Origin of the sequence: Microbacterium sp. (assembly GCF_049661145.1) — a bacterium.
Lineage (GTDB): Bacteria > Actinomycetota > Actinomycetes > Actinomycetales > Microbacteriaceae > Microbacterium.
In genome coordinates, this window is the sequence record NZ_JBASZT010000118.1 from 1 (window position 1) to 11,362 (window position 11,362).

Annotated in this window: 12 protein-coding genes; 4 read left to right on the forward strand and 8 right to left on the reverse strand. The window is 68.1% G+C overall.

Annotated elements, in window-relative coordinates:
- Positions 1-279 precede the first annotated feature (279 nt).
- From WBP48_RS05275 to hxlB, 4 genes are all read right to left on the reverse strand, one after another.
- Positions 280-789 carry a hypothetical protein gene (locus WBP48_RS05275; RefSeq protein ID WP_424437138.1) on the reverse strand — a complete coding sequence of 170 codons (510 nt, stop codon included), beginning with the start codon at positions 787-789 and terminating at the stop codon, positions 280-282.
- Positions 786-1,364 (reverse strand): Panacea domain-containing protein, encoded by a 579-nt coding sequence (locus WBP48_RS05280; protein ID WP_424437141.1) that lies wholly within the window; start codon positions 1,362-1,364, stop codon positions 786-788. Before WBP48_RS05280 ends, WBP48_RS05275 begins: the two co-directional genes overlap by 4 nt.
- A 433-nt stretch (positions 1,365-1,797) precedes the next feature.
- The gene (hxlA, locus tag WBP48_RS05285) at positions 1,798-2,421 is read right to left on the reverse strand and encodes a 3-hexulose-6-phosphate synthase (RefSeq protein WP_424437144.1); all 624 of its coding nucleotides are present in this window, start codon (positions 2,419-2,421) and stop codon (positions 1,798-1,800) included.
- A 59-nt stretch (positions 2,422-2,480) separates the two neighbouring features.
- Entirely contained in the window at positions 2,481-3,092 is a 612-nt protein-coding gene (gene hxlB / locus WBP48_RS05290; RefSeq protein ID WP_424437147.1) for a 6-phospho-3-hexuloisomerase, read from the reverse strand.
- A gap of 106 nt (positions 3,093-3,198) precedes the next feature.
- On the opposite strand from hxlB, the gene WBP48_RS05295 reads away from it, so the two are divergent.
- Positions 3,199-4,530: a helix-turn-helix transcriptional regulator gene (locus tag WBP48_RS05295; protein ID WP_424437150.1), complete on the forward strand. Its 1,332-nt coding sequence runs from the start codon at positions 3,199-3,201 to the stop codon at positions 4,528-4,530.
- A 30-nt stretch (positions 4,531-4,560) separates the two neighbouring features.
- A complete protein-coding gene (locus WBP48_RS05300) occupies positions 4,561-4,821 on the forward strand; it encodes a hypothetical protein (RefSeq protein WP_424437153.1) in 261 nt (86 codons plus the stop codon).
- A gap of 412 nt (positions 4,822-5,233) precedes the next feature.
- Here the strand turns inward: WBP48_RS05300 and WBP48_RS05305 are convergent, their stop codons facing one another.
- From WBP48_RS05305 to WBP48_RS05315, 3 genes are all read right to left on the reverse strand, one after another.
- Positions 5,234-5,893 carry a methionine ABC transporter permease gene (locus WBP48_RS05305; RefSeq protein ID WP_424437156.1) on the reverse strand — a complete coding sequence of 220 codons (660 nt, stop codon included), beginning with the start codon at positions 5,891-5,893 and terminating at the stop codon, positions 5,234-5,236.
- Positions 5,886-6,923, reverse strand: coding sequence for a methionine ABC transporter ATP-binding protein (locus WBP48_RS05310; RefSeq protein ID WP_424437159.1), 1,038 nt, complete (start codon positions 6,921-6,923; stop codon positions 5,886-5,888). The genes WBP48_RS05305 and WBP48_RS05310 overlap by 8 nt, the downstream gene beginning before the upstream one ends.
- Before the next feature lie 78 nt (positions 6,924-7,001).
- Positions 7,002-7,916 carry a MetQ/NlpA family ABC transporter substrate-binding protein gene (locus WBP48_RS05315; protein ID WP_424437162.1) on the reverse strand — a complete coding sequence of 305 codons (915 nt, stop codon included), beginning with the start codon at positions 7,914-7,916 and terminating at the stop codon, positions 7,002-7,004.
- 237 nt (positions 7,917-8,153) lie between these two features.
- On the opposite strand from WBP48_RS05315, the gene WBP48_RS05320 reads away from it, so the two are divergent.
- Together WBP48_RS05320 and WBP48_RS05325 are read left to right on the forward strand one after the other, a co-directional pair.
- Complete coding sequence (locus tag WBP48_RS05320) at positions 8,154-9,242, forward strand: FAD-dependent oxidoreductase (protein ID WP_424437165.1); 1,089 nt, start codon at positions 8,154-8,156, stop codon at positions 9,240-9,242.
- A 93-nt stretch (positions 9,243-9,335) separates the two neighbouring features.
- On the forward strand, positions 9,336-10,703 hold the full coding sequence (locus WBP48_RS05325; RefSeq protein ID WP_424437168.1) for a pyridoxal-phosphate dependent enzyme: 1,368 nt from the start codon (positions 9,336-9,338) through the stop codon (positions 10,701-10,703).
- A gap of 141 nt (positions 10,704-10,844) precedes the next feature.
- Here WBP48_RS05325 and WBP48_RS05330 read toward each other — a convergent pair.
- On the reverse strand, positions 10,845-11,362 hold a 518-nt coding region (locus WBP48_RS05330; RefSeq protein ID WP_424437171.1), incomplete at its 5' end, for a DUF1684 domain-containing protein.

Consider the following 11,362-nt stretch of genomic DNA (forward strand, 5'->3'; position numbering starts at 1 on the left):
CACACGACGCTCGTGACGGCAGCGCACCTGTTCATCACCATCCAGCGCCTGACCGCCGACCCAAAAGCCCACGGGGCAGCCTGAGCTTCTACGGCATCCTCCGCGAACTCCAAACCGCGGTCATCCGTCTCCTCAGCTGCTGCCCCTACTGCCAACGCGCCGGACCAACCTAACCAAGTACTACTAGCTCGTGGTCACCACCGTGAGTGCCCAGATGCGAGACTTCGAGCAGCAGCGGTTGCGCGTAGACGTGTGGGTGCTCGGATCGCGTCCGATCGCTTACTTCCCGGTGTCGAAGGACTTGGCGATCTGGCGCATGGGGGTGACGAGCCGGAATTGTCCGGCAAGGCGGCGCAGTCCTGCACGCTCGTAGTATCCGACAAGGGCCTCGTCAGCGGCATCAACAACGAAGAGTGGGAAGGGGGCCTCCCGGTAGGCGCGCACGGATGCGGCCATCACCTCGCGCAGCACGGCCTTGCCGATCCCGGCCCCTGTCAAGCCGGTGCGCACGCCCATTTGCGCGAGCAGGAAGCCCACCGAGCTTCCCTCTCGGCTCCCGGCGCGCTGGGCACTCGTGCCCTCGTAGACGTTGACGATCACCATCGTCGTGGCCGCGAACGGGATGACACCTCCATCCGCGTCGACGTAGAGCGTCGTCTGCACGTTCGGGCGTGCTGCAAGGGCCTTGTCGTGCAGCCATTCGTTGACGCCGACGCGGTCGCACTCGAATCTGGCGATCTGATCCGCCGTGGCAAGCCTCGTAGTATCGGCCCAGGGCACTGCCGTCATGAGTTCAGGAAAGCATGCAACCGCTCGTCGGCAACTGCGTCATCCTCGAACACGTCGGGTGTGACGACGACGACGTTCGCGTGGAAGATGCGCTCGGCAGCGGGCACCCGATCGGTGAAGTACTGACGCATCGCCTCGTCGGGGATTCGGGTGTGGAACTGCCCCGGCACGTAGGCGTCCTTCCATGGGTCCTGGCTGTGCGTGAGACGCCACAGTTGGCTGGCCGAGTCGTCCTGGTACTTTTCCCACACGCGCGTCAGGAAGTCATGTACGTCGGCGGGAAGCTCGGCGCTGATCTCTTCCGACCGGCTGTCGAGCGCGATGATCTGCCGCCCCTGGAACCGCCGCCGAACCACGTCAACCACAGGCCCGTTGTCGAACGCCTCGACGTGGCTGGCGAACAGCCGCTGACCAGTGGAGGCCAGGTAGTTGGCCTGCGCCAGGTAAAGCAGCTTCTGCAGCTTCAATGGGGTGATATCAGGCTCCACACGCTCCTGGTCTGCGCGCACGAAGAACGCCGCAACCGACATCGGATCAATGTCGTGCGTGAACTGAATGTCCTCAGCGGCGATCATGGTGGTTTCTCTCCGGGTTGGTACCAGGCTACGCGCCCACCCGCGGGAGCGGGAAGGGACCCGGGTGAGAACAGACGATATTCCTCAACCACCGACACTGCGCTCCATGAGGAGCAACGCACTCGGGTATGCAGAGATTCCGCCGAGGCCGGCGCATTGGCCGCCATCTCAACACGATTGACCCGGGCATCTGCGGGTGACGCCGACAATCTGGGCACGCGCATCCACATGCACGACGTTCTCGAGTCGGTCGCCGTCGGCGTTGCCGAGTAGGCGAATCTCACGGATGGCCCGGAACTGGAGGCTGGAGACCCCCGCGCCGGCCACAGCGCCGCAGCGATGCGCAGTATCGGTATGCGCGATGGAGTGACACGGGATGGAGGAGTGGGATGACCGGCTACCGGCCATCCCACTCCTCCATGGGGTGGTTGGTTCAGAGTGCGGCGCGCAGTTCGGCCGCTGCGGCGGCGGGGTCGGTGGCGGAGTAGATCGCGCCGCCGGCGACGGCGACGGATGCGCCGGATGCCTTGACGGCTTCGATCGTGGTCGCGCTGACGCCGCCGGCGACGGAGAACGGGACCTCGGAGGCCGTGCCGGCGGTCAGGAGGGTGTCGAGGCTGAAGCCGGGTTGGGCCTGCTCGTCGAGGCCGGCGTGGAACTCGACGAACTCGGCGCCGAGGGCGTGCACCTCGCGGGCGCGGGTGGCTTTGTCGGGAACGCCGATGAGGTCGACGACGACGCCTTTGCCCTTCTCTTTGGCGACGGCGACGGCACCGGCGATGGTCGAGTTGTCGGCGCTGCCGAGGACAGTGATGAGGTCGGCGCCCGCGTCGAATGCGATCTGTGCTTCGAGGGCGCCCGCGTCGGCGGTCTTCAGGTCGGCGAAGACGGTCTTGTCGGGGTGTGCGTTCTTCACGGCGCGGATCACGGGCAGGCCCTCGCTCTTGATGAGCGGGGTGCCGAGCTCGATGATGTCGACGTAGGGGGCGACCTTGCCGGCGAGTTCGAGGGCGGCCTCGGTGGAGAGAAGGTCGATGGCGACCTGAAGACGGGTCATGTGGTGTGTTCCTTTCGGCGGGATCGTTCGAGAGACAGGTGAGGGGGGATGGTTGCGGGTTATTCGAGGTTGGCGTGGCGTGTCCACAGCTGTTCTGCCGTGGCGCCGCTGCGCTTCCAGAGGGTGTGGAAGATCGCGTCGGAGAGGAGGAGGACGGACTGTTCGAACAGGCCTCCGGCGTACTGCTCGGATGCGGCCGCGGAGTGGTCGGTCTTCGTCGCGGCCCGGATGGGCACGACCGCGGAGGCGATGGCAGCGAGCGGCGACTCGGGTGCGGAGGTGAACGCGACGACCTTCACGCCCAGGCCGGCGGCCTTGGTCGCTGCGCGCACGATCGTCTCGGTCGTTCCCGATCCCGACGCGACGACGAGAACGTCACTGGCCTGAACGGAGGGGGATGTCGTGTCGCCCACGACGTGGGCCGTGCGCCCCAGGTGGGTCAGCCTCATCGCCAATCCCCGCAGGGCGATGCCCGAGCGGCCCTGGCCCAGCGTGAACACACGCGGAGCTGATCCGATCAGCGACATGGCGTGCTCGGCGGCGTCGGCATCGATCGCGTTGAGCGTCGCGGTGAGTTCGTCTCTGATGATCCGCAGCGCGTTCTGGACGGAAGCCGCTGTGTCGGGAGCTGTTGTGTCGGGAGCTGTTGTGGAGGGGGAGGACTGGGGCACACGTAGAGCCTCGCTGTCTGTGCCGCCCGTGGGACCTACCCGTTGTGCGTGATATCTCGTCAGTTCGGGTAGGTTCCGCGCAGATCGGCGAACGTACACTGGGCTGATGACTGCGCACGAGGCCCCCGCGCCGGATCGGTCGCCGCGCCTCGACGAGGGGATGCCGGGGTGGGTGTGGGAGTCCGTGCTCGCGCTCGTCTCTGCCCCGCTGCTGGAGGTGGCCGATCGCCTGAGCGAGGCGACGCGGGCGTTCGTCCCGCATCACGCGTTGATCGTGTTCACCGAGGACTGCACGGGCAGGCCGCAGAAGAAGTCCGGCGACCCGCAGATCGTCGAACGGGTCACCCTCGTCGAGATGGAGAACGTCCGGCGGCGGCTGGAGAGCGGCGAGACTGTCGATTCGGCGGACATCGCCGGCATCCGTCGCGACGTCGTCGCGTGGCGCGCACGCACCGGCGCGGTGGTCGTGTTGTGCGTGGCACCTGATCGGATGCCGGAGCCGGAGCCGGCACGGGCGGCAGCGCGGGGGCTGTGGGAGGTCGCGGCGCAGCACATTCGACAGCAGGTCGCCCACGCGGCCCCGCACCACCTGGTGGAATCACGCGCCGTCTCCAGCGAGCGGATGCGGATCACAACCGAGCTCACCGAGCGCCACGCCACCGACCTGGAGTCGGTCCTCGCCATCCTCCGCAGCCCGGACATCGACGACCGGCGGGCCCGGACGGCGGCGACGGAGATCGCGACGCACGCACTCGTGACCGCGAAAACAGCCAGCGATGTCGCGGTGGCGGTCTCCGAGGAGCCGGTCGCCCGGGCCTTTCACCGCCTCCGCGCGGACCTTCGCCCGCTCACGCAGTACGGCCATCTCGACGTGCAGTTCGTCGAACCACCCGTGGACGGCAGAGCGCTCCCGGGCGAGATCGCCCATGCGGCCCGCTCGATCGTCCGCAGCGCTGTGCTGGCCATGAACGATCAGACCAGCATCGATCGGGTACGCGTCCAATGGGACTGCGACGGCACCAACCTGCTGATCAACGTGCGCGACGACGGGCCCGGCGAGATGGACCAAGACGCACCGGGCCTACGAACCGCTCGCGCCAACGCTGCCGCCCTCGGCGGGCACGTCACCCTGTCCGGCGTCCCGGGCTGGGGCTCACAACTCGACGTTCGACTGCCCCTCGACCCGGTGCGCACCGCGCCGCCGAAAGAATGGGACCTCGCGCCACGCGAGGCAGAAGTTCTGCGCCTGCTCGCGGAGGGGAAAAGGAACCGGCAGATCGCGCAAGCCCTCTCGATCAGCGAGAACACCGTGAAGTTCCACGTCACCCAGGTGTACCGCAAACTCGGCGTCTCAACCCGGCCCGCAGCAGTCGCAGCCGCCCTCGCCATCGGCGGCTCGGACCCTCACGAGAGTCCGATACCCCTTCGGGTAGGTTGAACGCGAGGATCGAGGATCGAGGAACACACGATGAGTACATACACCGATGTCAACGGCGTCGCCTTCACCGATTCCGACGTTGAGCGCTGGGCAGACGAAGCGGACGCTGGGTTCCCGAACTCGATACTCACTCGCGATGCACCCGTCTGGGTCAAGACCGAGCCGATGGAAACGCACTCTGTTCGCGTTCCCGCGGCCTTGTGGGCCCAGGTGACCGAGATCGCACGTCAGCGAAACATGTCTACGAGCGAGTACGCGCGCGAGGCGCTCGCGCGCAGCATCGCCGGCTGACGTCGAGGACCTCGGCCTGAGCTCATCGTGCTGGGTGTCGGTCCGATGGGTTGCTGTTGCGGTCTGTGAGGCGGATGCCGGTTACGTGCGCCCCGAGGAGACGACCATCGCCAACGCGGATCTCGCCCGACTACACGGACGCGGTGCCGTACGAGGCGTACAGCGAGGACCGGCATCCGGTCTATATCGAGGAGACCCACGGCGTGCGGCTTCAGCGGGCACGGGTTCAAGTTCGTCCCGGTGGTCGGTGAGATCCTCGCCGACCTCGTGATCGACGGTTCCTCCCCGCTCCTGCCGCCGACGCTCTTCCACCCGGGGCGCGACGCTCTTCGCGCGAGAGGGCAACGCGGTGCGGCCACCCGTAGACGCTCGCGATCGCGACGTACAGGGTGCGCACGCTCCCGAGCAGGAGTCAGCGCCGCAGGATGCGGCGCGCCAGGGCGTTGCCGACGAACTGCACGAGCTGCACGATGACGATGATGACCAGCACGGTCGTCCAGGTGACCCACGGGTTGAACTGCCGGTATCCGTACACGAGGGCGAGCTGGCCGAGACCACCGGCGCCGATCGCGCCGGTCAGTGTCGTGATGTCGATCAGCGCTACGACGATGAACGTGTAGCCGAGTACCAGTGCGCCGAGTGTTTCGCGCGGGACGAGGCGGAACAGGATGCGTGACCTGCTTGCACCGGCGGCCCGCGCGGCCTCGATGACGCCGGGGCGCACCGTGATGAGGTTCTGCTCCACGATGCGGCTGATCGCGAACAACGACGCGACGGAGACGGCGAACACGGCGAAGCCGATGCCGATGCCGGGAAGGCCGAAGGCTCGTGCGATCGGCTGCGCGGCGAACACGAGGATCACGAACGGGATCGGCCGGAACGTGTTGACGATGACGTTGAGGATGCCGAAGACAACCCGGTTCGGGAACAGGCTGCCGGCACGGGTGGCGTAGAGCGCCAAACCGAGCACGAAACCGAGCAGGCCGCCGACGACAAGGCCGAACGAGGCGATGAAGAGCGTCTCGTAGGTTGCCTGGAGGAGCTGCGGGAGCAGTTCGATGAGTCTATCCAAGGGGGGCCTCCTCGATGAACGGGACGAAGCGCGACGCGGCGTCGATACCCCGCTGCACGGCCTCGGGCGTGCCGTTCAGGGCGAGGGTGAGATGTCCGAAGACCCGTCCGTCGATGTCGTTGACGCCGCCGTGGATCAGCTCGAACTGCACGTCGTGCTGAGCGAGCGTACGGAAGACGTCGGCCTGCGACACCGTTCCCTCTCGGAGGGTGAACGACACGATGCGGCCGGGGTGACGCCGGCTGAGCGCCGCGAGCTTGTCGCCGTGCGGCACCGCTTCGATGATGCTCTCGACGAACCTCTGGGTCGGTCGTTGCTGCGGGTGCGAGAGGACGTCGAAGACCGGACCGTCTTCGATGATGCGGCCGTTCTCCATGACGACGATGCGGTCGGCCAGCTCGCGGACGACGTCCATCTCATGCGTGATGACGACGATGGTCACGCCGAGCTCACGGTTGACCCGGCGCAGCAGAGCGAGGACCTCCTGAGTGGTCTCGGGATCGAGGGCGCTGGTGGCCTCGTCGGCGAGCAGGATGCGCGGGCTCGTCGACAGTGCCCGCGCAATGCCGACGCGCTGCTTCTGTCCGCCGGAGAGCTGTTCGGGGTAGCTCTTCTCCTTGTCGGCGAGCCCGACGAACGAGAGCAGTTCGCTCACGCGCGCCTTGACCTCCGCCTTGGGGCGGCCCGCGATCTCGAGCGGATAGGCGACATTCCCGGCCACGTTGCGCGACTCGAACAGATTGAACTGCTGGAAGATCATGCCGATGTCGCCCCGCAACGCGCGCAATTGCCGCTCCGGCAGAGTCGTGATGTCGCGGCCATCGATCTCCACGGATCCGCTCGTGGGCAGTTCCAGCGCGTTGATCAGCCGCAGCACGGTGCTCTTGCCGGCACCCGAGTAGCCGACGATGCCGCACACCTGACCGGCGGGGATGTCGAGGCTCACGGCATCTACGGCGCGGACAGGTTGCCCCCCGCGCCCTGCGGCCGGGAACTCCTTGGTCACGTCGGTGAGTCGAATGAGGGTCATGGGTTCTCCTGGCATGGACGATGCGCGTGCCACCGGGTAGGAGGTGGCGGCACGCGCATCGTCGGCTGCGTCAGTGCGTCACTGGTTGGCGCGGATGTCGTCTTCCACGTCGTGCAGCGAGGTGAGGAGGTCCTCGACCGGCGTCTTGACGAGCACGGCGGTGCCGCCGGACGCTTCCTTCACGCCGTCGGTCACGGCCTGCGTGTTCTGGTAGATGTCGACGAGCTTCTGGTACGTGGGGTTGTCGGCGTCTTCAGCGCGGGCGGCGAAGATATTGATGTACGGGAACGCGGACGGGTCGCTGGGGTCGTCCTGCGCAATCGCGTCGGAGGCCTTCAGCCCGGCATCCTCGACGAAGTCGTTGTTGATGATCGCCGCGGCGACGTCGGGCAGCGAGGTCGCCGTCGTGGCCGCCTCCAGCGCGATGACCTTGACTTTCGACTTCGCCTCGTCGATGTCGGCCAGGCGCGAGAAGATCGAGCCGCCGTCCTTGAGGGTGATCAGGCCCGCCGACTGCAGGATGAGCAGGCCACGTGCCTGGTTGCTGTCGTCGTCGGGAACGGCCACCGTCTCACCGGCGGGGATGTCGTCGACCGACGTGTACTTGGTCGAGTACAGGCCCAGCGGGTAGATCGCCGTCGAGCCGATCGGCACGAGGTCGTCGTCGTTCTGCACGTTGTACGTGGCGAGGCAGATGATGTGCTGGAACTGGTTCAGGTCGATCTCGCCGGCCGACAGCGCCGGGTTGGGCTGCGGATACTCAGTGAAGTCCACGAGCTCGACGTCGATGCCCTCGTCGGCGGCGGCATCGATGAACGTCTGCCAGTACGGGTCGCCGGCGCCGACGGTGCCGATGCGCACGGTCTCGGACGCGGCAGGGGTGTCTCCGCTGCCGCTGGCGCCGGGGTCCGCGTTGTTGTTGCTTGCGCACGCGCCGAGCAGCAGGACGAGGGGCAGCGCGAGTGCGGCTGCGAGGGTGGTCTTTCTTGCCATGATGGTGCTCCTTGTGGGTCATGGCCCGCTGAACGCATCCGAGGACGACGCTCGCCTCACGCGGTGCCAGGCTTCGACACTATGAACCGGTCTCGGACCGGCCGCGCGAACGCGTAACACTCCGGCACGCGGCGGCACATTTCGACACACGGTGGCGGGCGGGCGTCGCGGTCGAACATGATCGGCAGCGGAGCGCGACGCGTGAACCGAGATGTGGCATGCGGTGAGGAGAGGCGCATGGCTGAGGACATCAGGGTCGCCGTCGTCGGTGCCGGGGTCGTCGGGCTCTCGACCGCCTGGGCGTTGACGCGGCACGGTCTGCGGCCGATCGTGTTCGATCGCTTCGCGCGTGGGCACCGCGAGGGGGCCTCGCACGGCGCGACGCGTAACTTCAACAACGCGTATGCCGAGCAGCACTACCTCGACCTGCTGGCGCGGGCGAGAGAGGGCTGGGACGCGCTGGGTGTGGTCGAGGGCGAGCCGCTGCTGCGCCTGCACGGGCTGGTCACCCACGGCGGTGAAGGTCTGGAGCAGATCGATCGTGCGCTGCGCGAGCGCGGCATCGCTTCGGAACTGCTGGATGCCCCCGAGGCGTCGGCGCGCTGGCCCGGACTGCGATTCGAACCCGTTGTGCTGTACTCGCCCGACGCCGGCGTCGCGCGCGCCGACGTCGCCCTGCGCGAGTTGGAGCGACGGGTGGTCGCCGGCGGCCAGGTGCACTGGGAGACACCCGTCACGGCGGTGCGCGACGAGGGAGATGCCGTCTCGCTCACGCTCGCCGACGGTGCCCCGGTGGGCTTCGATGTCGTCGTCGTGACGGTGGGTGCGTGGAGTGCGGCGCTGCTCCCCGGCATCCCTCTGCCACCGCTGCGGGTCACGGAGGAGGGCTTCGCGCACTTCGCGCCGGTGCGCGATGACCTCGCGTGGCCGTCTTTCAACCATGCCGCGGCAGGCTTCCCGGCCTACGTGTACGGCATGCCGACCCCGGGTGAGGGGATCAAGGTGGGGTTCCATCGGGTCGGCGCCGAGGTCGATCCCGACCGCCGGCCTCGCCGCATCGCGTTCCCGCGGGAACTGAGCGAGTACGCGCGGGAGTGGCTGCCGGGCGTCGATCCCGAGCGGGCCGCGTGGGTCAGTTGTACGTACACGTCGACGCCGGATGCCGCCTTCGTGCTCGACCGGGTCGGACGCATCGTCGTGGGGGCGGGGTTCTCCGGGCACGGCTTCAAGTTCGCTCCGGGGGTGGGAGCGACGCTCGCCGACCTCGTCCTCGACCCGTCGGTGCGCGCCGCTGCGCCGTTCCGGCTGCCGTCACCGCGGCTGTAATAGTGGGTCACCCGTGAGAGGTCGGGCCGGCGCCGCACCTACTCTGGGGTATGCGCCCGCGGCGCGAACACCGAGGTCTGGAGAGGTAGCGGCATGGCCGACCACACGACACGCACGTACGATTCGATTCTCGAGCTGCTGCCCGACGCCGACAATCCCACGCCGATCGTGCGGTTGAACAAGGTCACCGGGTTCGAACACGCGCAGGTGTACGCGAAACTCGAGTGGTACAACCCCTTCGGCGCAGTCAAGGATCGTGTTGCGGCGAACCTCGTGCGGGCCGCGGAGGAGCGCGGCGAGGAGTTGGAGAACCTCGTGGAGCCGACGTCCGGCAACACCGGCATCGGCCTCGCGATGATCGCCAACGCGAAGGGTTACGGCTTCTCGGCCACGCTCTCGAAGGATGTCCCGCTGGAGAAGCGCGCCGCGCTGCGCATCTTCGGCACCGACCTCGTCGAACTCGACGACGATCTGTGTCCGCTGCCCGGTCAGCCCGAGGGGGCCATGCAGCGAGCCGAGGAGCTAGCGGAGCGGCCCGGTTGGCGAGAGCTCAACCAGTACCAGAACCCGGACAACCCCGACGCGCACTTCCGCACGACCGGCCCCGAGATCTGGCGTCAGACCGGGGGCAGCATCACGCACTTCGCCGCCTCGCTCGGCACCTGCGGCACCATCACCGGTACGGGCCGCTACCTGAAGCAGCAGAACCCCGACGTGAAGGTCATCGGCGTGCACCCGACCGAGGGACACGACATCCCGGGCGTGCGCAGCCGCCGTGCCCTCGGCGTCACCGAGTTCTTCCTCCCCGACGAGTACGACGCGGTCGTCGAAGTCGCCGACGCCGACGCCTATCACCTCGCCAAGCGCCTGAACCAGGAGGAGAGCATCATCGCCGGCCCGAGTTCCGCGCTGGCGCTCGCGGGGGCGTTGCGGGAGATTCCCGACGAGCCCGGCGTCGTGGCCGTCGTGATCTTTCCCGACAACGTCTTCAAGTACACGTCGTCCTTCCAACGGCACCTACCCGAGCTCTTCCCGGCCGATACCTTGCCGGAGCCGCAAGCGGTCGCACCCGCGAATCCGTTCGCGGGGCACCTCGAGGCCGCGTTCGAATTCGCCAAGCACGGCCCGGATGTGGTCGACGCCGGCACCGCGGCGGCACAGTTCGACGACGGAGCTGTGCTCATTGATGTGCGAGGGCCCGCAGAACTCGAGCGAGCCCGCATCGCGGGGGCGGTCAATGTGCCCTTGCCCGAGTTGTCGCAGGGCAGGACCGACGGACTGCCGACCGACAAGGATGCGCCGGTGCTGACGCTGTGCGCGGCGGGTACGCGCTCGCTCTATGCGTTGCTGCTGCTCAAGGCGCAGGGATACCGCAACGTCAAGAGCGTCGACGGCGGCATCGCGGCGTGGGCCGCGGCGGGCTTGCCGACCGAGCAACGCTCGACGGCTGGGGTGGGCTAGGTGTCAGCCATCAGGCGGCGATGAAGCGCTACGAACTCCGCACCAGCTCAGCGTCGGGGACATCCCGCGAGAACTCCTCCTCGGGTCGAGACCCGCGTCCGTACAGGGGGTCTCGACCCGCAGTACGGGTTTCGCGGGATGTCACCGGGTGTCGGATGCCGGGACGATGCCGGCCTCCGACACGACGCCGTGCACCCGCGCGAGCGGGATGCGCTCGCCGGCTTCGACCGGGAACGGCAGCCGGTTGCCCGCCGGCGGCAGTGGACACGTCGCGAAGTCGGTGTATGCGCAGGGGAGGTTCACGGCGCGCGTGAAGTCGATGAAGGTGTGACCGTCGGCATCCGGCGCGGGCACCGAGATCGAACGGTTCGCGGCGTACGTCGTCACGCCGCTCGTCGCGTCGGTGAACAGCACGAGCAGCGCCCCCTCGCCGTGGCCCGGGAATGCGACGAGCCGGTAGGTCTCACCGTCGTGCTCGAACTCCAGCTCGCCCGGCGCGTCGTACACGTGGCTGAGCCCGTCGACGGCGGCGCCGACTTCGACCGGGCGCGGCCGATCGTACGCGATGAACCGCGCCGGCACCCGCCACGACGGGTCGGGGTCGTACACCGGCGTGCCGTGGTACTCGGCGAGGTACGGCTGGTCGGGGCGCCGGGGAC